Origin of the sequence: Amycolatopsis silviterrae (assembly GCF_042684085.1) — a bacterium.
Lineage (GTDB): Bacteria > Actinomycetota > Actinomycetes > Mycobacteriales > Pseudonocardiaceae > Amycolatopsis > Amycolatopsis silviterrae.
The window spans coordinates 92,699-118,344 of record NZ_JBHUKS010000002.1 but is presented as its reverse complement, the minus strand read 5'-3'; the positions used below and the strand labels follow the sequence as shown (position 1 = coordinate 118,344).

The window sequence follows — 25,646 nt, the reverse complement described above, 5'->3', positions numbered from 1 at the left end:
CCGATTCGTCATCCCACCGTCGGTCGCCCGCAACAGAGTGTCCACAGTGCTCACCCAGCGTCACCGGGTCCAGCGATCGGGGGGTCACGCGGACGAATGATCAAGGAAAATTTGTCACCGAACGCAGGCAATTCCCAGGTAGCCGGCCTTGTACCATGGTCCAGACCGGAATGCATTTCGCGTCCTGGACACTGAACCGGACCGAGTGAACTGGGCCTTCAAGCGCTCACACAATGGGCGTACGCACCATTCGCTAGAGGCCATTCGGGGGTAATTTCCTTACTGCGGGACACACCACCGGAACACTCCGGTGCCCCGAATCCCAGTATCTCTACCTAGGAGTGTGCGAAGTGCTGAAGAAGGCTGGAATTGTCGCCGGTGCCGCCGCGGGTCTGATGATGATCGGCGGGACGGCGTTCGCCTCCCCGGCCGCGACCCAGGGCGCTCCGGACCCGACGTTCGGCGACGCCTACGCCACCTTCATCGAGGGCGGCGGCGCGCTGGGCTACGGCGCCGCTTCGCTGGTCGCCGGCGCCTACACCGGCGTTGCGCTGACCCCGGCGCTGGTGGCCCACTCGATGGAGCACCACCACGGCTGAGCCGTCTCGCGCGAAGGCCCCGGAGTCCTGCTCCGGGGCCTTCGCGGCGTCTGCGGCCCGGGTTGACCGGCCCGGCTGGGTGGGTCCGCCGGGCCGGTTCGCCGCGTTCAGACTCCGAACCGGCGATGCCGCCAGGCGTAGTCGCGCATCGCGCGGAGAAAATCGACCCGCCGGAATGCCGGCCAGTAAGCCTCGGTGAACCAGAATTCCGAATGCGCCGACTGCCAGAGCAGAAATCCGGAAAGCCGCTGTTCACCGGACGTTCGGATAATCAGCTCCGGATCCGGCTGACCGGACGTGTACAGATGTTCCGAGATGTGGTCGACGTCCAGTATTTTCGCGAGTTCGCGAATCGAAGTGCCCTCGTCGGCGTGCTGAAGGAGAAGTTTGCGGACGGCGTCGGCGATCTCCTGCCGCCCGCCGTAGCCGACCGCGATGTTCACCTCCATGCCCGAGTGGTTCTCGGTGCGCGCCGCGGCGGCGGTGAGCTTCTGCGCCACCTCGAGCGGCAGCAGGTCGAGCGCGCCGACGATGCGCAGCCGCCACGGCGCCTCGGCCCCGGCGAGTTCGTCGGTGACGTCGGTGATGATTTTCAGCAGCGGGGTGAGCTCGTCCGGATCGCGGTTGAGGTTGTCGGTGGAGAGCAGCCACATCGTCACGACCTCGACCTCGGCTTCCTGGCACCAGCTGAGGAAGTCGGCGATCTTCTTGGCCCCGGCGCGATGCCCGTCGGCCACGTCGGCGAACCCGGCCTCGCGAGCCCAGCGGCGATTGCCGTCGAGCATGATCGCGATATGCCGCGGATGACGGCCCGCCGACTGCTGGATCAGACGGCGGCTGTAGATGCTGTAGACAACGTCGGACATGAAGGACCGGAGGCTCACGTCGCCCGAGCGTACGCACCCCTGGAGTAAGGGTGTGACGCGCCACGGGGGCTAGCGAAAAACCTACGGTCCCGTAGCCTGGGGCCGGTGAGCGTGACGATCGAGCCCCCGCCCGTCCCCGAGGACACTCGGCCCAGGCTGCGCGGCCACATCCACTTCTGGTCGTTCTTCGGCGCGGTCGCCGGAGCCGCCACGCTGATCAGCCTCGCCGCGTCGACGGTCTCCGCGGTAGCCGCGCTGGCGACGTCCGTGTACGGCCTCACCGTGCTGGGCGTGTTCGGCGTGAGCGCGCTGTATCACCGCAGGCTGTGGAGCCCGCGCGCGTACAAGTGGATGAAGCGCGCCGACCATTCGATGATCTTCCTCTTCATCGCCGGCACATACACGCCGTTCACCCTGCTGGCCATGTCGAAGCCGACGGGATACATCGTCCTTGGCATCGTGTGGGGCGGCGCGATCCTCGGCGTGGCGATGAAGATGCTGTGGCCGCACGCGCCGCGCTGGCTGGGCGTCCCGATCTACATCGCGCTCGGGTGGGTCGCGGTGTTCGTCCTGCCGGAGTTGCTGACCCATGCCGGAGTCGCGGCTTTGGTGCTGCTTTGCGTGGGCGGGCTGTTTTATACCGTTGGGGCGGTTTTTTACGCGGTGAAGTGGCCGAACCACTGGCCGGAGACGTTCGGGTACCACGAGTTCTTCCACGCGTGCACGGTGCTGGCGGCGGTGTCGCATTACATCGCGATCTGGTTGGCGATGTACTCCTAGCTGGGGTTTTACCTCTGTGGATCTTTCTCAGGCCGTCTCCAGGCCGTCACGCTGCCTGGGGGCGGCCTGAGTCGTTTCCGAAGCTCCTGAGCAGGCCATCGACTGCCTTGCGGGTCCGCTCGTGGCTGGTCGGGAGCAGGTGCGTGTAGACGCGGAGGGTGAAGCCTGGGTCCGAGTGGCCAAGGTAGGCGGACAGCGCCTTGATGGACTCGCCTGCGTCGAGCAGGACCGAGGCGTAGAGGTGACGGAGCGCGTGCATCCCGTCTGCTCTGGTCGGCTCCGCGATCCCGGCCCGCTTGAGCGCCGGTCGCCAGACGTTGAGCCGGAAGCCACCCCGCCGGAACGGCAGCCCGTCGTAATCCACCATCAGCAGGTTCACCGTGACCGGCTTGCCATCCGGATGCACCCACGGCAGCGTCGTCAGAGTCGGCGGAAACTCCTCGGCGTACTCGTCCAACTCGGCGAGTAGCCGGGACCCGATCGGCACCTCACGCGTCTTGCCCCGCTTCGGCGGAGCGAAGCACAGCACGTTGTTCACGATCCGGACTTGCCGCTCAACCCGGACAATGTTCCGTTCCCGATCGACGTCATCGAGAGAGAACCCGAACACCTCGCCCTGCCGCAGCCCGAGCCCCGCCGGAATCCGAACCGACGGGCGATACCGGGCAGGCAGTGCCCGCAACACCGCCTGTGCCCGCTCAGCCGACCATGGCTGAACCCGCGTGTGGTCTTCCCGCGGCCTGGTCACGCTCCGAGCCTGCGCCGGGTTGCTCACGATGAGCTTGTCTTCCTTGGCGAAGCTGAACACCGACACCAGGTGCGTGAAATACAGGACTCGCGAGTTCGCGCTCACGCCGCGTTCCTGGAGCCATCGGAGCCAGCCTTGAACATCGCTAGGGCGGACCGCTGCGATCGACTTGCCCTCGAAGTATGGGACTAGATGGTTCGCCACTCGGCTTGCGACCCGTTCCCGCGTCGTGTGGTCGTACGTCTGCGCAGCGGCCCACCGCTCGGCGACCGTCTTGAACGAGATCCGGCCCGCACGGGGGTCCACGTACTTGCCCTCGCGCTTGTCTGATTCGACCTCGATCAGGAAGTCTTCCGCCCGCTTCTTTTGCTTGTCCGGGAAGGACTTCGACCGCTCCTGCCCTTCCGGGTCCAGGTACCTGACCTTGTAACGAAGACCGATGCCGTACAGTTCGGTCTTCTCCATCACCGGCTTGCCCTTGTCGTTGAACCGCAACTCGTCGGTCCCCGGCTCTCTGGCTTGCCGATACCACCGATCTTGAATGTGTCCCAAGTGGACCTTCCTTTCGTGATTGCCGAACTATCAGGCGGCTTGCGAGACCCAGGCTTTGACCGAAGCCGGGTCATAGCGGAGATGGCGGCCGATCTTGCGGACTGGTGGACCCTCACCACGCCACTTCCACTGGTAGAGCGTCTTGACCGGGACGCCGAGGTAAGCCGAGACGTCGTCAACGGTCCAAAGCCGTTCGATCTGGTGCACGTTGTCCATGGCTCCCCCTTCAAGCCGCGAGCTGAGTTGCCGAAGTTTCCGGCGGGCTGGCGGCGAGTAGTGCTCGGTCGTATTCGGCTTTCCAGGCGATACGTTCGGCGATCGCGTGCATCACCAGGTGCGGTCTGGGTGGCACGTGCGGGTCTCCGGCGTCGACCTTGCGCCAGACGAGCCGGGCCGGATCTGGTTGCGGTTTCTCGATCCCGACAGCGGCCAAGGCGTCCAGGACGAACGCCTTGCGGTCGGCTTTGTGGTCCACGAGGGTCTTGCCCGACCACTTCCGCGACACCAGCACCCGCCGACCCGGCAGGCCGAGGGTGGTCCGCCGGTGCGCCCGGCCCTTGCAATGCCCCGGGGTGGTCTTTCCGTTGGCTCCCTTGGGTTGGATGCCGTAGAGCAGCCACACCGCACACCGGGGCGAACAGGGTGTGACGGCCAGCTCGGCGTGCAGCCGGTCGTGATGGTCGGCCAGCGCCGCCGTGTCGGCCTCGACCACTTCGCCCGTGGACTTGGTCAGGTACTTCGTGAGGTAGCCGATGTGGCGGCCGGCGTCTTCCGTCCCGCCGAGGATTCCCTTGGAGTGGACCTGCCGCCCGAAGGTCACCACGTGCGCCGGTTCCTCGACCCGCTCCACCGCGTCATCCCAGGTCAGCAGGGGTCGGCGGGTGTCGGGGTCGACAAATCCCCGCTCCGGACCGTCCCAGCTCGGGAGCCGGTCGGTGTAGACGATCTCGTCGTGCCGGGGCCACCAGACCTGGTGGTAGGTGGCTTCGGTGACCTGCCGGATCACGTCGTGCGGCATCGTTCCCCGGATGGCGGCGTGCAGGTGCGGCGCGGTCCGTTTCTGCGGTTCCACGGTGGCGAAGTACTGCACGTCCCAGCCGACGACCCGGCGCAGGTTCTGCCACCACCGATCCACCAACGCCGAGAAATGCACCGCGTCCCGCGCCGCCCGCCGATAGTCATAGGCAGCCGGGTTGACCGGGGAGCCGTCACCGCGGACCGCGCCGTAGGTGTCGCAGGTCAGCGTGACGAACATCGACGGCCGGAACCGCCCCGCGTACTCCCGGCCCACTGTGGTCTTGGCGACCTTGCGCCGGGGCAGGTTCGGCGCGTCCTGCCGCCGCTTCGTCGACCGCTTCACCGCCTTCTTCGTCGGCAGGTCGACCGAGGGGAGACGGCCCCGAACGCCGAGTTGCCGAAGTTCTTCGTCCACACCACGGATCTCCTCCCGCAACTCCTCCGCTTCGGCAGGGTCGGTGTCGGCGACCTCGCTATAGGAGGCGACGAGATCAGCCCGGTACGCCAACAGCTCCGTCTGGTCGCCGGTGGGCTCTTCGGGCGTGAGGTCCGGTTCTTCGGTCATGTGCCAGCCTTCGCGGCACTGGACTTGCCGCAGCGCCTTGGCTTTCCGCGCACACGGCAGGCACACCGATTCCACTGTGGACCCACACGGCACCGGGACGTAGCGCAGTTCGCCGGTGTCCTGGTCGCCGACTTCCATCGTGAACGGCCGCACGCACACCCCGTGCTTCTCCGCCGTCGCCCGGATTACGTCGTCGGCCAGCGGCATCCGCATCCGTTCGGCTCGTGTCTCGCCCATCAGGCCGCCGCCTCCCCTCGCGACGCCCACCCGCGCAGCACGTGCACCGGCATCGGCTGCTTGTCTCCGGCGGGAAGGTCCGGGAAGACGCTCGGGTCGAACACCACCGCCCCGTAGACGCGCACCGGGATTCCGCACGGCGTCCGGCCGACGATCCCGAGGTGCGCCCAGCCGCCCGCAGCGATCCGCCACAACGCCGCGGTGACGTCGTCGAGGGTGTTCGCCCAGGTCAGCAGCGCCCGGGCGACCTCGGCCAGGCCGTCGACGTCCAGCTGCACCGTGATCGGCCGCGACCACGCGGAGACGTCCAGCGACGCGACCGGCGGCAGCTGGTGCAGGTCGAGGTGGTCGCGGATGGTGTCGAGGAAGATCATGAGCCGGTTCATGCCGCCCTCCTTTCCTCGCAGTGGTCGTGGTGGTGGGTGCCGCCGTTGGTGACGTACTGCTCCAGGGCCTTCACCGTGGCGTCGGAGACCCAGCCCGCGCGGACGCGCAGGGGTTCGCGGATGCCTTCGCCCCACACGTAACCGGTGCCGGGCATGGTCTCCGGGATGCGGTTGGCCCAGGCTCCGCGTTCGTACGCGCCGTCGCCGAGCACCATCCCGACGTGGTTTTTGGAGGTGACGCGCAGGCAGACGCGGCGGGTGAACAGCTCCCGCACCGGCACCGTGTCCTTCGTCGGTTCCTGCACGTAGCCGCGGACCGACACCCCCAGCGCCCGGCCCTGCGTGTTGAGGACCGCGACGTGCTCCACGATCGCCTCACGGGTCTTGCGGTCGGTGTAGCGGGTCAACGCGCCGATCTCGTCGAACTCCAGCAGCTCCAACGGAAACTCTTGCGAGAGCGGCACGTCCCGGGTGTTCCCGGCGAACTCCCGCTTACGCCGTTCCAGCTCGTCCCGCAGGCCCTCCAAGAGTTGGAGGGTGTCCTTGCCGGACACGGCGTAGCGGGCGAAGATCCCGCGCCCGTAGGCCAGTTCCATGCCCTTCGGGTCCACACCGGACACCCGCACCAGCCCGGAGCGGATCGCCGAGGCGGCCGATACCAGCGGGCACCACATGACCGAGTTCTTGCCCGCGCCGCTGGCACCGGCGACGAGGATGTGCGCGCCCGCGCCCGTCAACGGCAGCCGCCACGGCGTCCCGTACTCCGTCGTCCCCGCGTACACCGCGCGCAGGTTCACCCGAGCCGGTTCCAGACCGGGCAGTTCACGGCACCGGACGGGGGTGGTGAGCAGGTCGCGGCGCATGAAGTCCAGCGACACCACATCCGGCGCGATCTCGCGCACCTGCACCCGCGACACCTTCCGCGCCGTCGCCAACGCCCGCGCCGCCTCGTCGAAATCCTCCGGCTTCTGCCCCGGCACCAACCGCACCCGGACCTCGTCCCACGACGCTCCCGACCGCACCCGCACCAACGCGGGCACCGCCACCCCGGACGTCTTCCGTGCCTGCGTGATGGCTTGGCGTTTCCGCCGACGCGACACCAGGTTTACGGTCACGTCCACCGGGATCGCTTCGTCGCGGACCGTCAGGCCGCAGGCGTGCAGCCAGTCCGGCAGTTTCCGCCCGTAGACGACACAGCGCAGCCACCACGCCCGCAACCACCGACCGCACCACCGGTCGAACCCCACCACATCGAGCTGATGCCAGACCACCGCGATCAGCGCCAGCGTGACGAGCACGACCGTCAGCGACAGCCAGCCCCACCACCGCAACCACGCCACGATCACGAGCAACGCGAGGCAGGTGCGCCACCGGGTCACGATCTGCCGGGCCAGCCAGCCGACCGCCCGCAGCACCGTCCAGAACGCGAAACCCAGGAACGCCAACGCCGCCAGCGTTTCCACAATGGACGCCAGCGCGCGGCCGAGCTTCGCCAGCACCCACAGCACCACCGCGACACCCGCGCCGACAGCGATCACCACGGCCGCGTTCATCGGCGCTCACCGCATTCAGCCGCGGTGATGTCGAGCGGCAGCATTCCTTGGCATGCCGCGCACTTCGTCTCGCCCCGCACGAGGCGCGTGAACTTTTTACATGCGGCGCAACGCATCCGGGTGACCCCCGTTGACGCACGCCGTCCAGAACCGGTTATGTTCGTCATTGTTCACTTCCCAGTGGACAGCGCAGAACCGGTGAAGGTTGGCAGCCAGAGGCCGGTTCTGCGTTAATTACGGAACAATTCCAAGCGCAAATGAGCGCGTTGAACACAGCACACGTCACCGTGCGCTTTTTTCAGTACTCGCTGAGGTTTTGCGGCTAGTCTTCGGGTTCCTCGCTGGTCATGAGCTTTGTCAGCTCGGCGTCATCCGCCAGCCGCTCCTCATCCGCCTCTTCCCTGAGCTGCTCCACCACGTCCGACAGGCATGCGAGCGATTCCTGCTGAGACATCGCCGCCTTGGCGAGCCGTTCGATCGTTGCCGTGTACGGCTCCGCGTCCTTCCCGACCAGGAAGACCCCGGCACCGTGATGCGGGCAGTACACGACATCCGAGGTGTCTTTCAGCGTGTACCGGCTGAACGGCCCCTCCGACACGGCCTGGCTCGGGGCCAGCCGGATCGTCAGCGTCCGCGACAGCCCGACCAGATCCCTGAGAAAACTCATCTGCCGCCGCATGACCCCGGTCACGCCGAAATGGTTCTTCAGCGCTTCGGACCCGATGAACATCTGCGCTGTGACCGCACCCGCGCCGAACACGATCCGGTTGCGGTCCAACCGGTCCTCCACCACCTGATCCAGCTTCTCCTTGTCCCGCAACGTCGGGCCGACCACCAACCGCGCGTAATCCGGAACCTGCAGCAAATCCGGCACCAGCAGCGGAGCCCACACCGTCACCGACCGCGCCACCCGCTCATGCGCGACCAACGTCGTGTAATGCGCCGGATCAGCCTGCGACCCCGCCGAAAACCAGCTCGGCCCCGACACACCCCGCGCCAGCAGCATGATCCAGGCTTTCCGCTGCCCGGTCACCCCGAGCGCACCCAGCACGCCCGCCACCTCCACCGGCGTCGGCACCCGCTGCCCCAGCTCCCAGTTCGACAGCAACGCCGGGTTGACCCCGATCCGCCGCCCCAGCTCCCGCAACCCGAACCGCGCCTCAACCCTGGCGTTTCGCAACGCCGCACCCAAACCGCGTGCCCGCGGGCTCGCCATCTCCGTCCCACGCATCTACGCCGCCTTGCTGTCACCAGTTGCAGACGCAGACCGCGACGACTTCGCCGTAACAGCCTTGAAGCCGGTCGCCCGGAACACATACGTCTGATACTTGAACTCGCCCTGCCCGCCGACACGCGGCTCCGCCGTCAACCCGTCCAGCTCGATCGGCCGCATTCCCGGCAGGACCTCCGAGGTCGTCGGCACCGGCTGCACGTCCGCCAAGAATGTCACCTCGAACGAGGCCCGCTTCGCCTTCGTCTCGCCTGGGTCCGTCACTGCGGCCCGCCACTGCCGCTTGCCGGTCGTCTCGTCAATGCGTTGACGCACGGGCCGACCCGCCGCCCGGTCCTCACGCGATTGGAACTCGTTGTCCGGAATAACTTCGCCCACCATCACAAGTCCCTGCGGGAACGCGTCGTCGAAGTCGATCGCAAACCGGTGTCCCTTTTCGATAGCCATGCTGAATCCCTTTGCTGCTCTAGGTTTTTGTGCGCTCAGTCGCGCTCTTCCGACCACTGGTCGCCGAGAGGAGAGGAGTAGGTGCGAGTGCGGTTCTGCGTCTCGCACCACTCGCCGAACTCGCCCGCAGCAACAGAAAGACTCCGCGCAAACCGCGCTGTGTCCATCAAGCCGCCGATCCGAGCCGGTACCTGGATCACGATCGCGGCCTCATCGCCCCCGGCCACCAGCTGGCGAACCCCAGGGGAAGGCGACACGACGGCGGCGCCGTATCCGACGAGGGGCTGAATCACCACGTGAATGCCCATGTGTGCTCTCCCGATGTCTCGGCTTCCGCACGCCCGATTTGGCGCGCTGAGATCAGGAGACACCCGGGTAAGGCAGATCACCCGGACAAACTGTCCGGGTCCATTCGAGCACGGGCTAGCGTCCGGCCGGAACGGCCTTCTCGATCGCGTCGAGCATCGCCGACCAGGGAAGATCCCGGCCGGGAGCGCTGCGCGGTTCGTGCAGCGGCCAGACGTCGTCACCGTAAAGCAGGTCGACGCCGACGCGCCGCAGGTTCTCGATGTGCATCTCCCAGAACGGCTGACGCGCATGCGCCGCGTTCACGCGCGGGAAGGCCACGACCGGCAGGTTGCGCGTGCCGATGGCCTCATTGACCTGCGTCAACGCCTGATTGTCCGCGATGCCGAGAGACATCTTCGCGACCACGTTCGCCGAGGCCGGCGCGACCAGATAGCAGTCCGGCGCAGGATGCGGACTACGCTCCGACGGCGACCGCGGCTCGACCCGCACCGGGTACCCCGTCGCGTCCTCGATCTCCGCCAGCGCACCCGACTCGGCCAGCCAGCGCCCAGCAGTCGGGGTCAGCGTCACCGCGACCGTCCACCCCGCAGCCTGCGCAGGCCGGATCAGCTTCGGAAGAAGATCTTCCACCCCACCGGCACCGGAACCGACCAGGCCGAGAACACGCGACGACATCCGCCTACCTCACCGCGCCGCAGCGCTCAGCCAGCGCCAGCAGCGCCGAAGACTTCTTGCCCGCCGACGCCGGGGCACGCCGGTACATCGACCGCACGACCTCACGCACCATCGTGTTGTGCCGGACGACAGTCGGTGCCTTCGTCTCAGCCTCCAGCAGGGCGTCAAGCGCTTCGTCGTCCTTCGCAACCAAGCTCAACGCCCGCGCGAAGTCGATCAGGTGCGTGACCTGCCGCTCCACCGGCAGATGCTCGACGTTGACGCGCGGCGCGGACTCGATCACCTGCCCAACGTCGCCGAGATCCAGCGCCGCCGACAACCTGTGCAGCTCGACGTTCGCCGGTCCGAACCCGGTCTGCCAGTAGTTCGCATCGACGCCGAGCTGATCAGCCGCCCGGCCCGCGTGGCCGAGAAGGTCATTCGCCGTCGACCGGTCCTGATGCCGAGCAGCAGCCACCGCAGTCCGGAGGTAGAGCATCCCGTACAGGCTCAACGCCGCCGGATCACCTTCGGCCATGCGCGGCAGCAGCCACTTGGCCGCCACGTCGCCCAGCTCCAGCGCATCATCGAACCGGCCCACCGCCAGCAGCGCATGCGTCCCCGACCGCGCGGCCGACGCCAGCACCAGCGGATCATCCGCATCATCAGCGGCCTGCATCGCCCGTTCAGCCGCGATCCACGCGAGGTCAGCCTCGCCGATCTTGCTCAACGTGGTCGCCGCCAGGTGGTGGACCCTGGCCGACACCGCAGCGCACGCCCGCTTGTACGTCGCGTCATCCGAGGACGCGGCCTCCATCGCCTGACTGGTTTTGATCAGACCGGGCAGCGCCGCGACAACCCGGCCGAGTTCGCCGTTCTGGTAGCTGGACCAGGCACCTTCCACCAGTTGCGCAACAGGGGCGGGGTCGATGTACTCGGGCGACATCGCCGAGGAGAACAAGGTCCGGGAGAGCCGACGCGGAGCCATCAGCGCATCCCGGATCGCTGGGACGTCGTCGTTCTTCTCCTGGTCCTCCAGCAGGACCGGTTCGCCGAGCAGGTCGCCAAGTGTCACCCGCAGGGCCTGCGCGACCTCTGCCAGCACGTCCAGCCTGCGGATATCCCGTTCGCCGCGCTCGATCTTGCTCAACCAATCCTCGGTGCGGCCCACCAGGTCAGCAAGCACCGCCTGCGACAGCCCACGCCGTCGCCGGTAGAAAGCAACACGCTCCCCGATGCTGAGCTGATCACCCGCGCCTCGCATACACGCGAGACTACAGCCAATCGGCTGCATATACGAACGAGGTCGCACTTCCAGCCGATTAGCGAAACAGGAAACGATCGGCAACGACTAATTTTTATCAAATACCCAGCCACTCGATATACACGCTGTCCACATGGCAAGTAGGCAAATAATCACCTATTCAGATAGGTCAGAGAAGGCAGCTAACTCAGTGATCAACATGCTGCCTTGTAGCCGAACTTCGCGATTTGACAGGCTTTCGCATCATGCCCACCTCCTCGAAGCCACTCCAGAGAGGGTTGACCATCACTCTCCGGGTTGAACCACTGCACGCCACCCAGTCGCTCGTAATGCACGTGAAGCTCCGACAAAACGCGCCGCTGCGTATCATCAAACGAGAATACGGCGACCTGGAAGAAAATGGCGGCTTCAGTTATATGTACATCCTTCAGTATTACTTCGCGCTTTTCCTCTTGTGTCACAAATTTCACGATCGACTCGCGAAGATCCGCGATTCTCCTGTCCCGCTCCCTACGAACCCTGCAGCGTTGTTCCATATTCGTCAGCCATCGCGTCATGAACCGTGTGGCATGTTTTTCCCACTCCGCCTGAAGCTCAGGCGTCATGCATACCCCAATATTTCCCGCCCTGAGCGAAAGAAGAACTTGATGAGTATTCGCAAGCTTGCCTGAATTTCTCTCGCTAACAGAACGCGCTACACATGCATCAACGAGCACATGATTACTGGGTTTCACGAGCCGACGCCTCCTGTACTGCGTTCAGAAATTCCCAATCGGCCTCATCGGCAACTTCGTCAAAATCGACCGGCCAGCCGCCAAATCGACCGAGTGCATCGAGTTCTGCCTTGTCGACACGAGTGAACCCTGTTTGCGGGTCACGGGAGAACCAGTTAAGTGAAACCCGCTCTGGCAATATTTGTTTTTTGGCAATAGCAGTCTGTATAGATCGAAGAAGAAGCGAACTATGAGTCTCAACGACGACTCGTACCCCTCGCTTCGAGGCGGCGACGATCACATCTCCGAGTCGGGTTTGCGCCTTCGGGTGCAGGTGGGTCTCCGGCTGCTCAATATAGACGATCTGACCTGGAATCGCGGCGTGCAGCGCTACAAGGATCGGAAGAGTCTGGCTAACCCCAAAGCCGACGTCTGCAATATTGACCAAGTCATTCGCTCCGCTGGCTTGCGAAGTTGGCATCCGGCCGACAAGAAGTTCGAGTCGAATATCGTCTATCCTTTGCGCCTTGACTTTCCATGTTAGGCCGAGATGTCGGAGGTCATCGCCGAGCGCGATCAGCTTATTTTTCCCAACATGTTCGTCGAGACCCCATTTATGGATAACACTCGCCACATATAGCTCCATGGTCCCCGGATAGCGAATCCCTGCAGCGGAACTAGTGTAGGTCCGCTCCGGATTCCCCCTAAGGCCAGGAACGTGAATGATGTCCCTCAGAAAACGAGAGTAGTCAGAAGAACCGAATCCAGTCTGACTAACAAGGCCGAACCCACGCGCGGTTCTCCTGTTGTTAACTTCGACGTCAAGAAAGCAATGCTCTCGGTAGGGAGATAACTTTAATGAGTCAGGTTGGGCTTCCGAGTCCCATAGGACTCGGCGTTCCCTTTGGTACTCGATAACTTCCGAAGGGAAGCGCTTTATCAGAGATTCCGAAGACGATGTCTTGCTAACCCGAATTGCGCTGTCCATATTTACATACTCACTCTCGCTCAAGGTCAAGCCCTGACTTTGAGAGTACGAGTACGTATTACACACGCTTGCAGAACCCAGCTTTATTGCAATCTTTAGATATTCGGCCACGTCTGCACGACTCTTCCCGCGACTAAGTCCCTGCAGCCATGAAGTTAGTTGAACATTCGGACCATGTATAAGGAGTGCACCCGGGTCGAATTGCGCCTCGACGGTTTGTTTCAACATCAAGAAAGGCTGCATGAAGCTTGACTTACCTGAGCTATTTGCTCCAGAAATTAACGTTAGCGGGGCAATGTCCAGCATTACTTCATTCCGAATGGCTTTGTATCCGGATACCGAAAATCTGACCGGCCCTCGGCGGTTGGAACTGCGCCACCGGGCGATGTCCGCGGAAGGTCTAGTCACATCTTTCCTTAAGTCAAAGGTTCCCGTTTCACGAGAATATCGCAGCTTTGCGTATTGTTGCCGAACTTGGCTCTATGAGATCAAGGCCGCGCCGCCTGGCGGCGCGGCAGTCGCCTACGTAGCCCCTCGCCTAGGCGGCCGCACCCGTCCCCGGCACGGCGGGCTGCCGCTCCGCTCCGCCCACCGGCCGGGCGGTGCGGCCGCCAGCGGGGCACGTGGCGTAGCGCCGCCAGGCGGCGAAGCAGATCCCCTAGCCGACATTGGCCACCTCCGAACAGCGCGTTACGTGCCAAAGTGGTCGCCGCAGTGGCGGCAGCCGTTACAGGCTGTCGTCGGGACCCCTCCATCCCGACGCCTGATCGTGACAACGGCCGGTAGCACCGCGTCAAGACGGGAAAGCGTGTCTTGACCCGGCACCACCGGCCGCGTGCTGGCTTCGTATCGGGATGAAGGGGTAGGTGCGGTGAGGGGTTCGCCAGGCCGTCTCCAGGCCGTCAGAGGTCGGGCAACAGCCAGAAACGGCGAGAACCGCGGAGTAAGGTTTCAGCAGCTCAGAGGGCATAAATCCAGGAGCCAACCAGGTCGCGACGGACCCTTGATCACTTCATCGCGATCTGGTTGGCGATGTACTCCTAGCTTCGGCTCTGCCGCTCAGAGCAGATCGAGCGCGGTCACGATCTCGTGGACCTCAGTTCGGGTGGCGTAGTTGGGGTGCACGTCAATCCACCGGATCGCGCCCTCGGCGGCGACCAGGACGACCGTCGGCATTGGTACGCCGTGGCTGCCGTCGGCGTTGGCCGCGGTGAGGTCCAGCCCGAGAGCCGCCTGCGCGGTGCGGGCGGCCTCGGCGGGGGCGGTGAGCACGCCGAGTGCGGCGGCGATCTGGTTGCCGGGATCGGAAAGCACAGTGAAGGTCAGGTCGTTTTTCTCCGCCATGGACAGCGAGCCGTCCGGCTTCTGCGGACTGATCGCGATCAGCTCGATGCCCCGTTCAGCCAGCACGGGCACGAGCTGCTCCTGGTAGGAGCGCAGCGCCACGTTGCAGTACGGGCACCAGGCCCCTCGGTAGGTCACGACCACGGCGGGCTTGCCGTGCCGGGCGGATTCGAGCGTCGCCGGGTTGCCGTGGACGTCGAGCAGCTCTCCGTCGGGCATCGCCGCGCCCGCGGTGAGCACGCCCTCGGGCACACCGGCGGCGTCCAGCTCCGCCTGCTCGCCGCCAAAAGCCGCGAGGGCCTCGGCCGGCAGTTGACCTGCGATGCCCTGCTGCATGGCGGATAGCCGCTCGGCAATGGTGCTGTTGGTGGTGGTCACGTCAGGCCTTTCGGGCGCGGGGAGGTGCTTCGCGGGACACGGGCGAACCTCAAACTGGATTGCTCTATCCAGTGGTATCAGCGGCAAACTGGATAGTCAAATCCAGTTTTGGCGAACCTCCGTATCCTGCGGGAGTGAGCGAGACCGTGACCCCGGCTGCTGAGGGCGCCGGCGCGACCAGACGGACGACTCGTGGGCTCGTCACCCGTGAGCGGATCGTCGCCGCCGCCGCGCAGTTGATGTTCGAGCGCGGCGTCGCCGGCACCAGCACTCCCGACGTCCGGGACGCGGCTGGGGTCAGCTCGTCGCAGATCTACCACTACTTCGCGGACAAGAGCGCGCTCACCCGAGCGGTGATCGAGTTCCAGACGGCGCGCATCCTCACCGGACAGCGAGTGCTTCTGTCCCGATTGGACAGTTTCGAGGCACTGCGAGACTGGCGAGACGCGATCGTGCAGATCGAACACGACCTCGACTGTCGCGGCGGCTGTCCGCTTGGGAGCTTGACCAGCGAACTCGCGGAACACGACCCTGCCGCGCGCAGCGCGTTGGCGGAGGGCTTCACGCTGTGGACCGACGCGATCCGCGACGGCCTGCAGGACATGCTCGACCGGGGCGTACTGCGCGACGACGCCGACCCGCACCGCCTGTCGTTGGCGACGATGGCCGCGCTGCAGGGCGGCCTGATCCTCGCGCAGGCCCAGCGCAGTACCGCGGCGCTGGAAGCCGGGCTGGACGCGATGATCGAACGCATCGCGTTCCACGCTGTCGCTCCCTGGCGGCAGGGTCTTCGTCGCGATCTGTCCTAACGCACCGCCCGCACGAACAAGAACACCGGCTGCCCCCGCAGGATCTCTGCCAGCTTCGGGTCCTCCACCCCGGGCGTCGGCTGCGGCTCCTCTACCGCGTCGATCGCGAACCCGGCTTCCAGCAACGCCGTGAACACCGCCGACACCGGGCGGCGGTACATCTGCCCGGTCACCGTCACACCATCCCAGTCCCAGTCTTCGCTGATCAGCTCGACGCGGTGGTAGTCCGCGCCGTCGGAGCGGAGCCAGCCGGTGATCGGATGGTGGATGGAGAACACCAGCGCACCGCCCGGTTTCAGGCAGCGCCGCAGTTCGGCGAGGAGTGGCCCCCAGTCCGCGACGTAGTGCAGGACCAGCGACGCCACTACCAGGTCCGCCGAGGCGTTCGGCACCATGGTCAGCGGCTGGTTCAGGTCCGCGGTCTCGAATCTGGCGCGAGCGCCCAGGCGATTCCGTGCGAGCTTGACCAGGCGGGGGTCGTGGTCCAGGCCCAGGACCTCGGCACCAGCGGCGGCTAGGTGTTCGGTCAGGCCGCCGCCGGCGGAGCCTAGTTCCAGGATTTGCTTTCCGGCCAGGTCACCGGCTAGGCGCAGGATCGCCGGACGGTCGTAGTGCGCGTTCGGGCCGCTGTTTTCGGCAGAGTTCGTGTATCGCTCGGCGTGGTCTCCAAAGACTTTTGACACCTCGTCGAGCGTACCGATTTCAGCCGTTCAGCATCGGGGCTGCCAGGAACTGTTCCGGGACCGCGAAACCGTCCACCAACGTCCGTGCGTGCGGTCGCAGAGCCCTGCACAGCGCGTTAACCGCGGCGGTCACTGCCTTGGAGCGGCTTGCGGAGATACGGCCGTGCTCCAGGAACCACGCGCGGTCTGCTTCGATCGTCGACAGTGCGTACAGGTCGCATACCCGTTCCAAGAGCACCTTCGCGTCTGGGTCGCTGCAGGTGTCCACAGCGCGAGCGAAGGCGTCGAGGATCAGGCGGTCTACGTGTACGCGGCCGGCGAGCAGCACGTGGTCCTGTACGGAGTTGAAGACGCCGAACGGATCCGAGGAGGCACCGCGGAGACGGTTGGCTACGCCGCTCAACACGTGCTCTTCGCGGTCCTCGAAGAGACGTTGTTGCCACTCGCGGTCGAAGAGCACTGAAGCGTCGTCGGACTCTGTAAGTCGCTCTACAAACCGCAGTGCGACCGAACGCTCCTTGACAGTGTCGACGAGCTGCTCGGCGACGAAGCGGGCGGTCGCGAGGGGGCTTAGGTCCTCGAAGTGTTCCTTGTACTGCGTCAGCAAGCCCTTCGCGACCAGCTGCAACAGCACGGTGTTGTCGCCTTCGAAGGTGGTGAAGACGTCGGTATCGGCCTTCAAACCAGCCAGCAAGTTCTCCGAAAGGTATCCGCTGCCGCCGCAGGCTTCGCGGGCCGTTTGGATCGTCGCGGTCGCGTGCCAGGTGTTCAGGGCTTTCAGGCCGGCGGCGCGGGATTCCAGTTCGCGCTGTTCTTCTTCGGGCGCGTCCGGGGCGATGTCGTGCAGGGCGGCGACCAGTTCCTCCTGCGCGAAGTGCAGTGCGTAGGTCTTCGCCAAGGCTGGCAGAAGTTTTCGTTGGTGTCCAAGGTAATCGAGGATCACCACCTCGTCCCCGTCCGGACGCTGGAACTGTCGTCGCTGGTCGCCGTAGCGGATTGCCAGGGTCAGGGCCCGCTGCGTCGCGCAGCCGGCGCTGCCGCCGACGCTCACGCGGCCACGGATGAGCGTGCCCAGCATCGTGAAGAACCGGCGGCCGTCGCTCTCGATCGGGCTGGTGTAGGTGCCGTCCTCGGCGACGTCGCCGAAGCGGTTCAGCAGCGCTTCCCTTGGCACGCGTACCTGATCGAAGGTCAATCGTCCGTTGTCGACGCCGTTCAGGCCCGCTTTTACGCCACAGTCCGCGATCGTGACGCCGCGCGCGGGAGCACCGGACTCGTCACGGATCGGGACCAGGAACGCGTGTACGCCACGGGATTCGCCGCCAGTCAGCAACTGCGCGAACACCACGGCGAGCTGTCCGTCGCGGGCGGCGTTGCCGATGTATTCCTTAGTGGCACCGGGATCTGGGCTGTTCACGACGAATTCGCGCGCCGAAGGGTCGTAGGTCGCCGTGGTGTGCAGGTGTTGCACATCGGAACCGTGGCCGTGCTCGGTCATCGCGAAGCAGCCGAGCAGGTCGAGATTCATGATGCGGCGCAAGTACTTCTCGTGGTGCGCCGCGGTGCCGAGCAGCTGTACCGCACCGCCGAACAGTCCCCATTGCACGCCGGCCTTGACCATCAGCGACAGGTCGCCGTAGCCGAGCATTTCGAACGACATCACCGAGCCGCCGACGTCGCTCAGCCCGCCGTACGCGGCGTCGAATCCGAGCGCGGGGCGGTCTGTCTCGGCGAGTTTCCGCAGCTGGTCCAGCACCTGGACGCGATGCGCCTCGACGTCGAGGCCGATCGTGTCCCGGAACTCCTCCGCGTTCATCTGCGCGCGCACGTCGCGTTTCAACGCCGACCAGCGGCCGTCGAGGACTGCGGTCAACGCGTCCGGATCCACTTTCGCGGGCACAGCAGGGACGTCCACGGTTCCTCCGATGCGACTACGGCTGATCACGGCCAGCCTGCCGCAGCGGAGGAGATCCCGCAGCTCAGCCCAGGTCAGGGCCCTTCGAGCGGAGGTCGTCGACCTTCGTCATCGCCTCGCGCAGTTCGGTCAGCCAGGTGTCCGCGTGCTCGCCGACCAGCCGTACCGCCCAGGCCAGCGCCTCCGACCGCGACCGCGCGACGCCGGCGTCCACGAGCGTGTCGAGGACCAGCCGTTCGGGTTGCCGCAGCCGGGTCATCACCGGCACAGACAGCGTCGTGAAGTGCGCCGTCGTACCGCCCAGTTTCGCGCCCCACGCCACCTTGCGCTGGTAGCGGTGCTCGGCCTGACGGGCGATTTCGATGCGCTCGTCGCGGGTTTCCTCGCGGAACCGGCTGATCCGCCCGTCCTCGGCGGCCGCGCGGGCCGCGTCGTCGGCGTAATCGCCGGTCAGCGCGGGCAGCTCGCCCACGATCAGGATCTCTTCGCGGTCCACGGTGATTTCCGGGTCGCCGGTGAACCAGCCGTCCGGAAGCCGTCCGCCGAACCACGCCGCCGCGTCGTCCGCCGACGGCACCTCGACCTGCTGCCAGCCGCCCCGGCCTTTCCAGCCTCGCCCCATGACGTCCACCACCCTTGATTACATGATTACGTCACTACTGAAGCTACGCTGATTCCACCGTCGCGGGTAGCGCGTTCACCAGGGGCGGAATTCGTTCAGAGCTGGGCGACGAGCTGGTTCACCGCGGTCACTGGACGCTCGCAGACGTAGCCGCGGCAGACGTACGCCGCCGGCTCGCCGTCGACCAGCGGCCGGTCGGCCAGCAGCGGGACACCGGGCGCGTCCGGCTCGCCGCCGACCACGATGCCGCCGCCGTGGATGTGCCGCGCGGCAGCGGTGACCAGCTCCGCACGGTCCGCGCCGACCACCGCGACCTGCACCGGCCCGGACTGCGCGGCCTCCGCGACGGACAGCCAATGCCCGGCGAAACGCGGCACCCTCGCAGCGAGCAGGCCGACGCGACGCAGCGCGAGTTCGGCGGCGTCGCGGTACCGCGCTGCCTGGTCGTGCCCGGCCAGTGAGGAGGCGGTGAGCAGCGCGCCAGCGAGCGCGGAGGCACCGGATGGGCTCGCGTTGTCGGTCGGATCGGACGGACGCTGCACGAGGACTTCCGCGTCGTCGGCGGTGTCGTGATACGCGCCGGGGGCGGTGTCCGAGGCGAAGTGTTCGAGGGCGACGTCCAGCAGTCGGGTCGCTTCGGTGAGCCAGCGCGGTTCGCCGGTCGCCTGGTGGAGGGCGAGAAGGCCGTCGGCGAGACAGGCGTAATCCTCCAGCACACCGACCGGTGCGCCGACCGCGCCGTCCCGCGAGCTGCGGCGGAGCCGTCCGTCCACGAGGTGCAGGTCGAGCAGCAGCGAGGCCGCGCCACGAGCCAGTTCGATCCACTGTGGACGGTTCAGGGCGACACCCGCTTCCGCCAGCGCGGAAATCGCGAGGCCGTTCCACGCCGCGACCACCTTGTCGTCCCGTCCTGGCTGCGGACGCGCCGCTCGTACTTCCAGCAACGCTTGCCGGATGCGTTCGAACCGGTCGAAATCGTCTGGATCCGCCCGCATTTGAAGGGTCGACGCGCCTTTTTCAAACGTACCCTCCTCGGTGACCCGGAACAGCTCAGCGGCCCAGGGCCCGTCGTCGCCGAGCACCTCGTTGAGCTGCGCGGGAGTCCACACGTAGGTCAGGCCTTCGACGCCTTCGGTGTCCGCGTCGAGCGATGCCGCGAAACCTCCTTGCGGCGTAAGGAGATCGTGTTCGAGGAACCGGACGATCCCCTCGGCCACGCGCAGCGCCGACGTCGACCCACGACGGGCGAGATGCGCGTATACTCGGAGCAGCAAAGCATTGTCATACAACATCTTCTCGAAGTGCGGCACGACCCACTCGGCGTCCACCGAGTAGCGCGCGAACCCGCCGGCCAGCTGGTCGTGAATGCCGCCGCGAGCCATCGCGTCCGCTGCCGACTGGGCGAGTGCGTGCGCCTGCGTCGATCCGGTGCGCTCATAGTGGCGCACCAGGAACTCCAGCACCATGGACGGCGGAAACTTCGGCGCGCCACCGAAACCGCGGTGCACGGAGTCTGCCTCCTGCGCAAGTTTCGCCACCGCCTCAGCCAGAGCGTCGGCGTCAACGGCGGCTTCCTTCAGCGGACCGCTCTGCTCGGCAAGATGCCCGACGATCTGTTTCGCACCCTCGCGCAGGTCGTCCGGCCGCTCGTCCCACGCCTCCGCGACCGCCACCAGCAGCTGCGAGAACGACGGGATCCCGGGGCGCGGCGCGGGCGGATAGTAAGTGCCGCAATGGAATGGCTCGCCCTCGGGCGTGAGAAAACAGGTCATGGGCCAGCCGCCCTGACCGGTCATGGCCTGTGTGGCGGCCATGTAGACGGCGTCGATGTCCGGCCGCTCCTCGCGGTCGACCTTGATGTTGACGAAATGCGCGTTCATCAGCGCCGCAGTGCCCTCGTGTTCGAAGGATTCGTGCGCCATGACGTGACACCAATGGCAGGCGGCATACCCGACGGACAACAGGATCGGCACCCCGCGACGGCGCGCCTCGGCCAGTGCGTCCGGACCCCATTCCCACCAATCGACCGGGTTGCCGGCGTGCTGCAGGAGGTACGGGGACGTCGCATCGGCGAGGCGGTTCGTCATGGTGCCGAGTGTGCCTCATCCCGTTCGAGACCCGTCCCCGCGGCACCGATACTTTCCAACTTGGAAAGTACCTGCTACTTTGACACGTACTGGACAGAGTGCCATCAGCCAAAGGGGTCTGGCGACATGGACAAAACAGCGGCCGAACAGGCGTTGCGCACCGCGGAATCAGCGTCGTCGAAAGTGCTCGCGCAGGGCCGGTGGTACCCGAAGGCGTTGCTGGCGCTTGGCGTCCTCGAGGCCGCGATCCTGCTGGCTGGCGGGCTCGGGAACATCGGGCTGCTGCTCATGCCGGGCAGCCTGGTCCCGCTTTTCGTCTTCATCATCTACACCGCGACCCGTCCTGTGGTCGGCCGACATCAGCGAGTGCTCTATCCGATCCTCGGCGCGAGCGTCGGCTTGGTCATCGCGATCGCCGCCCCGCTCGGACAGGTGCGTTTCACCGCGAATCCGGCCTGGTGGGTGCCCGCCGCGGTGCTCAGCGCGGTCCCGTTCCTGGTGGCCGCCTGGCTGGAAACGCGCGGCCGCCGATGAATCACCCCCGGCTCGCGCTGGATTCGGTGATCCACTCGCCGATCCGGTTCTCCATCACCGCGGCTCTCGCGGCGGTCGACGAAGCCGATTTCAAATCAGTCCGGGACGCGGTGGAAATTTCCGATTCCGTGCTGTCCAAACAGATCTCGACGCTGGAAGCCGCGGGATACGTCGCGGTGCGCAAGGTCTTCGTCGGCAAACGCCCTCGCACGTACCTCTCGCTGACGCCGAGCGGGCGCAAGGCCTGGGACGCGCACGTCCGGGCCTTGCGCCAGATCGCCGGTTAAGCCTGCTGGTGTGCAGCCTTCCGCCGCCAAGCAGCGGTACCCCGCCAGACGCACCACGCACCCGCCACTCCGGCGAGCCCGATACCGCAGAGCACAGCCCGGGCTTGCCCCGCCGGAGCAGGCCCGCCGAGGTGGACCAACACCCCCGCGACGGCGGATCCGATGGCATTCGAGACGAGCTGCACGGTGTTGATCGCCGCGGCGGCAGTGTCGCCCTCGTCGTCGGAAGCTGCCCCGCCCATGATGCGTGCGGCCACGTGCGGCCAAGCGATACCGATCCCGGCCCCGCCGACCAGGAGCGCCGCCGTCCAGGCCACCGTCACGCAGGTTCCCATCACCTCGCCGACCAGCAGCCCGGCGGTCACGAAGCCGATGGTGATCAACAACGGTCCCGCCGACGCCACCCGGCTTTTGGCGCGCAGCCCCGAGATACCCGCGCTGGGCACCTCGCCCAGAGTCCAGCCCAGCGCGATCGCCGCACCCACGAATCCCGCCAGCAGCGGGGCGAGCCCCGCGAGGCGTTGCCCGAACAGCGGAATGAACGCTTCGACCTGCGACGCGAGAGACATCAGCGCGACGGCGCCGTAGCACCAGGGAAGCGGAGACGACAACGAGAAGGCCGACCGCGGCAGAATCCGTCCGCCACGGCGCTTGTCGTCCGCGAACGCCAGGCCGAGACCGAGCAGAGCCACCACGAGCAGCACCCCGAGCAAGACCGTCGAATCCACAATGTTGGCAATGCTGACCAGCAGCGCGGAGACGACCAGAAGCCCCACAGTGAGCGGGGACGGCACGGGCGGCAAGTCACCAGCGCGCGTCGAGGGCACGGTGAACGGAACGAGGATCGCCACCAATGCCGTCACGACCAGGAGCGTGACCATCGCGCCGCGCCACATGCCGTACTGCGCGAAGACCCCGCCGACCGCCGGGCCCAAGAAGGTGCCGACGCCCCACATCCCGGAAACCAGTGCGGCGCCAAGGGACCACAGGTGTTCCGGCAACAGCGACCGGATCAGCGCGTAGCCCAGACCGCACAACAGACCGCCGCCGAGTCCCTGGACGAACCTGCCGGCCAGCAGCACCTCCATCACCGGGGCGACCGCGCAGATCACCGTGCCGAGCGCGAACGCACCGAGGGCCACGAAATAGGTGTTGCGTGCGCCGAGCCGTGGCAGCGCCGTGCTCACCAATGCTGAGGAAATGACTGACGCCACCAGGAAAACGGTGGTCACCCAAGCGTAATAACGACTTCCACCGATATCCTGCACCGCAGCGGGCAACAGGCTGGTCGTCAGGAACACATTCGTCGCGTACAGCCCCACGCCACCGGCGAGTACGGCGGCTACCCGACGATGCCGGCCGGTGAGCAAGTCACGCCAACTTCCCTTGACTACTGGGGTTTCGGCGTTCTGAGCAGAAGAGCTGGACATGCGCCGAACGTAAGACCTCTAGCTAGCTAGAGGTCAATGCCGGACAATGCGTTTGCCGGGACAGATAGTGTGATCTTCATGTCAACGGAGGACGCGGTCAGGAACGTGCTGGAGAGGGAATACCGGGTCGAGTCGGTTCGCTCCCTCGACAAGGGATACACCAGTGAACAGTGGGTGGCCGACACGGACGAGGGCCGGCTGCTGGTGAAAGTGCCTCGGCGCGAACGGGATCCCGAACATCTGCGGCGGCTGGTCTCGAGCGCCCAGGTAGCGGCCGAGCACGGCGTCCCGGTCGTCCAGTACCGGCAGTTGGTGCCGCACGAGCCCACCCTCGACGGCCCGGTGCTCATCCAGGAGTACCAGGAGGGCGATGCGGCGGACGAGGTGTGGGAGTCGCTCGATAAGGACGTCCTGCTCCAGGACCTCGGCGACGTCACCGGACGGTTGCACGCCATCCGGGGTCCGCACTTCGGGGACGTGCTGGGCGGCGGGAAAGCGGCGTCGCTGCGGGAGTCGGTGGAGGCCGAAGCCGACGCGCTGCTGCCGCTGGCGGACCCCGCCCTGATCGGTCCCACCGGCCCGCTGCGGTCAGCGCTTGTCTCCGCGGTGGCGCGGCTGGACGAGTCCGCGAGCGTCCCCGCCTTGACGCATGGCGACCTGTGGCTGCCGAACATCCTGGTGCGCGACGGCCGGATCACCTGCGTCCTCGACCTCGAACACGCCGCGTACGCGGACCGGTTCCGCGACTTCGGCAAGCTGGACGAGCACATCTTCGACGCGTACCCGGAAGGCCGTGATGTCTTCCTCGCGTCCTATGCGGCCGCTTGTCCGTTGCCGGACGACTGGCGTCAGCGGGTGGAACTCGCGCACGCGCTGCACGCGCTGAACATGCACGTCTACTTCCGGCGCTGGACTCCGCAATGGGCGCCGCAGTACGCGCAGCAGGTGCGGGACGGGCTCGCGCGGGCCCGCTGATAAATCCGACCATTGGCCGTGGCTGTTCAGCGAGGAGATCACTACAGTCCTGAGTTATGAAGCGATTGCCTGGGCTTAAGTCCATTACCGCCGTCGCATTCATCGGATGTCTAGGTTTGTCCGGTTGCAGCGTCCATGCGGCATCCGCGGCACCGAACTGGATCACCTTCGCGAACGGCCGCCTCTCCTACGGCACCGACGCCCAGGGCAACCGGATCCCCGATTTCTCCCGTGTCGGCTACCGCAACGGGGAAACTCCGCCCGAACTGCCGGTCGCGGCGACCGTCGAGCCGCAGCCGTCCGGCGATGACACCGGGCGGATTCAGCATGCCATCGACCAGGTCGCGAACAGCGGTAAACCGGGTGCCGTCCAGCTGACAGCGGGTGACTTCCGGCTCGAAGGAACCCTGCGGATCAGCTCCAGCAACGTCGAACTGCGCGGCGCGGGCAGCGGAACCAAACTGGTCGCGGCAGGCAAACTGCACACGTTGGTCACCATCGCCGGTACCGGTTCACGGTCCCTCGGCTCAGCGATCCCGGTCACCAGCGGTTACGTCCCAGTCGGCGCGGACCGGCTCGAGGTCAGCGACGCGTCGTCCTTGCACGTCGGGGACCACGTCATCGTGCAGCGTCCGCAGGAAAAGCCGTGGATTCACGCGATCGGCATGGACAAAATCCCGCCGCGGCCGGACGGTACTCCGAGCAAGCAATGGACCCCGAACGCCGGCCTGCAGTTCGACCGGACGATCACCGCCGTCAACGGGAAAACCGTCCAATTCGACGTGCCGCTGACCAACGCGCTGGAAAGCCAATACACGCACGCCACCGTCACGCGCTATTCGTACCCCGGCCGGATCAGCGGCTCCGGCCTCGCCCACCTGTCCGCGGACGGCGCCGAGTTCGAGCAGGATCCCGCCTGGCACAAGGACGGTTACTTCAACTCCCAACTGGTGTCCGTGGACACCGCGCAGGACATCTGGGTCAATGATGTCGTCGCGAACCATTTCGGCTCCGCCTTCGGGATCGGGCAAAACGCCATCCGGGTCAGCCTGCTGAACACCTCGTCCCTGGCCGAATCGGTCCCGCAGGACATCCACGCCCAGCCCGCCGCGTACACCATCAGCGGCCAGGAAACCCTGGTGCGGCAATGCATTGTCACCGGCAGCAACCTGCACGCCTGGGTCACGCAGGCTCGGGTGCCCGGCCCGAACGTGATCAGCCGTTGCACCAAGACGAACACCGGCTCCCGGATTCTCGACGCCGGACCACACCAGCGCTGGGCAAGCGGGACCCTGTACGACGACATCACGATGAGCCCGCCGTCCGGCCACCTCCAGCTGTCCGACCGCCAGTGGCTGGGCAGCGGCCAGGGCTGGGCTGGGGCGAATTCGGTGCTGTGGAACTGCGCCGTCGGCTCATACCTAGTGGAAAACCCGCCGACAGCGCACAACTGGGCGCTCGGGTGCACTGGCACGCAGAGCAAACCGCCGTCGGGCCATCGGCCGGGCGAGATCGAGTCGCCGGGGACGCATCTGGCACCGGAGAGTCTTTACGACGAGCAACTGGCCGAACGACGCTGATCAGGCGGTTTTGGCCGTCTGCTGCGTAAGACATTCGGGTGATACTTGCTGTTGGCCGTAGGACAGCCGCCCTGCTCACGTCGATAAAAGCGC

General features: G+C 66.2%; 26 protein-coding genes. 7 read left to right on the top strand and 19 right to left on the bottom strand.

Features of this window, described 5'->3' with window-relative positions; all coding sequences use genetic code 11:
* Positions 1–350 precede the first annotated feature (350 nt).
* The gene (locus ACFSVL_RS01360; RefSeq protein ID WP_067576545.1) at positions 351–599 is read left to right on the top strand and encodes a hypothetical protein; all 249 of its coding nucleotides are present in this window, start codon (positions 351–353) and stop codon (positions 597–599) included.
* A 107-nt stretch (positions 600–706) separates the two neighbouring features.
* On the opposite strand, the gene ACFSVL_RS01355 is transcribed toward ACFSVL_RS01360, so the two are convergent.
* A complete protein-coding gene (locus ACFSVL_RS01355; RefSeq protein ID WP_378299681.1) occupies positions 707–1,465 on the bottom strand; it encodes an isoprenyl transferase in 759 nt (252 codons plus the stop codon).
* A gap of 105 nt (positions 1,466–1,570) precedes the next feature.
* On the opposite strand from ACFSVL_RS01355, the gene trhA reads away from it, so the two are divergent.
* Entirely contained in the window at positions 1,571–2,245 is a 675-nt protein-coding gene (gene trhA / locus ACFSVL_RS01350; RefSeq protein WP_378299572.1) for a PAQR family membrane homeostasis protein TrhA, read from the top strand.
* A gap of 46 nt (positions 2,246–2,291) precedes the next feature.
* On the opposite strand, the gene ACFSVL_RS01345 is transcribed toward trhA, so the two are convergent.
* From ACFSVL_RS01345 to ACFSVL_RS01285, 13 genes are all read right to left on the bottom strand, one after another.
* Entirely contained in the window at positions 2,292–3,488 is a 1,197-nt protein-coding gene (locus ACFSVL_RS01345; RefSeq protein ID WP_378299570.1) for a tyrosine-type recombinase/integrase, read from the bottom strand.
* 87 nt (positions 3,489–3,575) lie between these two features.
* Positions 3,576–3,761 carry a helix-turn-helix domain-containing protein gene (locus tag ACFSVL_RS01340; RefSeq protein WP_354740155.1) on the bottom strand — a complete coding sequence of 62 codons (186 nt, stop codon included), beginning with the start codon at positions 3,759–3,761 and terminating at the stop codon, positions 3,576–3,578.
* 10 nt (positions 3,762–3,771) lie between these two features.
* Complete coding sequence (locus ACFSVL_RS01335) at positions 3,772–5,364, bottom strand: replication initiator (protein ID WP_378299568.1); 1,593 nt, start codon at positions 5,362–5,364, stop codon at positions 3,772–3,774.
* The gene (locus ACFSVL_RS01330) at positions 5,364–5,750 is read right to left on the bottom strand and encodes a hypothetical protein (RefSeq protein ID WP_378299567.1); all 387 of its coding nucleotides are present in this window, start codon (positions 5,748–5,750) and stop codon (positions 5,364–5,366) included. Before ACFSVL_RS01330 ends, ACFSVL_RS01335 begins: the two co-directional genes overlap by 1 nt.
* Positions 5,747–7,303: an FtsK/SpoIIIE domain-containing protein gene (locus ACFSVL_RS01325; protein WP_378299565.1), complete on the bottom strand. Its 1,557-nt coding sequence runs from the start codon at positions 7,301–7,303 to the stop codon at positions 5,747–5,749. Before ACFSVL_RS01325 ends, ACFSVL_RS01330 begins: the two co-directional genes overlap by 4 nt.
* A 322-nt stretch (positions 7,304–7,625) precedes the next feature.
* Entirely contained in the window at positions 7,626–8,534 is a 909-nt protein-coding gene (locus tag ACFSVL_RS01320) for a helix-turn-helix domain-containing protein (protein ID WP_378299564.1), read from the bottom strand.
* Positions 8,535–8,981 carry a hypothetical protein gene (locus ACFSVL_RS01315; protein WP_378299562.1) on the bottom strand — a complete coding sequence of 149 codons (447 nt, stop codon included), beginning with the start codon at positions 8,979–8,981 and terminating at the stop codon, positions 8,535–8,537. It abuts the gene before it with no gap.
* Positions 8,982–9,016: 35 nt separating this feature from the next.
* Positions 9,017–9,289 carry a hypothetical protein gene (locus ACFSVL_RS01310; protein ID WP_378299560.1) on the bottom strand — a complete coding sequence of 91 codons (273 nt, stop codon included), beginning with the start codon at positions 9,287–9,289 and terminating at the stop codon, positions 9,017–9,019.
* Between the two features lie 115 nt (positions 9,290–9,404).
* Complete coding sequence (locus tag ACFSVL_RS01305) at positions 9,405–9,965, bottom strand: flavoprotein (RefSeq protein ID WP_378299558.1); 561 nt, start codon at positions 9,963–9,965, stop codon at positions 9,405–9,407.
* A gap of 4 nt (positions 9,966–9,969) precedes the next feature.
* Positions 9,970–11,208 (bottom strand): helix-turn-helix domain-containing protein, encoded by a 1,239-nt coding sequence (locus ACFSVL_RS01300; RefSeq protein ID WP_378299556.1) that lies wholly within the window; start codon positions 11,206–11,208, stop codon positions 9,970–9,972.
* 194 nt (positions 11,209–11,402) lie between these two features.
* On the bottom strand, positions 11,403–11,942 hold the full coding sequence (locus ACFSVL_RS01295; protein WP_378299554.1) for a hypothetical protein: 540 nt from the start codon (positions 11,940–11,942) through the stop codon (positions 11,403–11,405).
* On the bottom strand, positions 11,929–13,215 hold the full coding sequence (locus tag ACFSVL_RS01290; RefSeq protein WP_378299553.1) for an AAA family ATPase: 1,287 nt from the start codon (positions 13,213–13,215) through the stop codon (positions 11,929–11,931). Before ACFSVL_RS01290 ends, ACFSVL_RS01295 begins: the two co-directional genes overlap by 14 nt.
* A 753-nt stretch (positions 13,216–13,968) precedes the next feature.
* On the bottom strand, positions 13,969–14,631 hold the full coding sequence (locus ACFSVL_RS01285) for a peroxiredoxin-like family protein (protein ID WP_378299551.1): 663 nt from the start codon (positions 14,629–14,631) through the stop codon (positions 13,969–13,971).
* A gap of 134 nt (positions 14,632–14,765) precedes the next feature.
* On the opposite strand from ACFSVL_RS01285, the gene ACFSVL_RS01280 reads away from it, so the two are divergent.
* Positions 14,766–15,440: a TetR/AcrR family transcriptional regulator gene (locus ACFSVL_RS01280; protein ID WP_378299549.1), complete on the top strand. Its 675-nt coding sequence runs from the start codon at positions 14,766–14,768 to the stop codon at positions 15,438–15,440.
* Here ACFSVL_RS01280 and ACFSVL_RS01275 read toward each other — a convergent pair.
* The 4 genes from ACFSVL_RS01275 to ACFSVL_RS01260 all read right to left on the bottom strand — a co-directional run bounded on the left by ACFSVL_RS01275 (position 15,437) and on the right by ACFSVL_RS01260 (position 20,747).
* On the bottom strand, positions 15,437–16,123 hold the full coding sequence (locus ACFSVL_RS01275) for a class I SAM-dependent methyltransferase (RefSeq protein WP_378299547.1): 687 nt from the start codon (positions 16,121–16,123) through the stop codon (positions 15,437–15,439). The two genes, ACFSVL_RS01280 and ACFSVL_RS01275, sit on opposite strands and share 4 nt — an antisense overlap.
* A gap of 19 nt (positions 16,124–16,142) precedes the next feature.
* Positions 16,143–18,038: an acyl-CoA dehydrogenase family protein gene (locus tag ACFSVL_RS01270; protein ID WP_378299545.1), complete on the bottom strand. Its 1,896-nt coding sequence runs from the start codon at positions 18,036–18,038 to the stop codon at positions 16,143–16,145.
* Between the two features lie 64 nt (positions 18,039–18,102).
* Entirely contained in the window at positions 18,103–18,660 is a 558-nt protein-coding gene (locus ACFSVL_RS01265; protein WP_378299543.1) for a hypothetical protein, read from the bottom strand.
* Between the two features lie 95 nt (positions 18,661–18,755).
* Positions 18,756–20,747: a thioredoxin domain-containing protein gene (locus ACFSVL_RS01260; RefSeq protein ID WP_378299541.1), complete on the bottom strand. Its 1,992-nt coding sequence runs from the start codon at positions 20,745–20,747 to the stop codon at positions 18,756–18,758.
* A gap of 126 nt (positions 20,748–20,873) precedes the next feature.
* Here ACFSVL_RS01260 and ACFSVL_RS01255 point away from each other — a divergent pair, with 126 nt between their 5' ends.
* Positions 20,874–21,281 carry a hypothetical protein gene (locus ACFSVL_RS01255; RefSeq protein ID WP_378299539.1) on the top strand — a complete coding sequence of 136 codons (408 nt, stop codon included), beginning with the start codon at positions 20,874–20,876 and terminating at the stop codon, positions 21,279–21,281.
* On the top strand, positions 21,278–21,568 hold the full coding sequence (locus ACFSVL_RS01250; protein WP_378299537.1) for a winged helix-turn-helix domain-containing protein: 291 nt from the start codon (positions 21,278–21,280) through the stop codon (positions 21,566–21,568). Before ACFSVL_RS01255 ends, ACFSVL_RS01250 begins: the two co-directional genes overlap by 4 nt.
* Here ACFSVL_RS01250 and ACFSVL_RS01245 read toward each other — a convergent pair.
* The gene (locus ACFSVL_RS01245) at positions 21,565–22,998 is read right to left on the bottom strand and encodes an MFS transporter (RefSeq protein ID WP_378299535.1); all 1,434 of its coding nucleotides are present in this window, start codon (positions 22,996–22,998) and stop codon (positions 21,565–21,567) included. The two genes, ACFSVL_RS01250 and ACFSVL_RS01245, sit on opposite strands and share 4 nt — an antisense overlap.
* 78 nt (positions 22,999–23,076) lie before the next feature.
* On the opposite strand from ACFSVL_RS01245, the gene ACFSVL_RS01240 reads away from it, so the two are divergent.
* Complete coding sequence (locus ACFSVL_RS01240) at positions 23,077–23,973, top strand: phosphotransferase family protein (RefSeq protein WP_378299533.1); 897 nt, start codon at positions 23,077–23,079, stop codon at positions 23,971–23,973.
* Between the two features lie 56 nt (positions 23,974–24,029).
* Positions 24,030–25,553 (top strand): hypothetical protein, encoded by a 1,524-nt coding sequence (locus tag ACFSVL_RS01235; RefSeq protein ID WP_378299531.1) that lies wholly within the window; start codon positions 24,030–24,032, stop codon positions 25,551–25,553.
* The last annotated feature ends 93 nt before the right edge of the window (positions 25,554–25,646 follow it).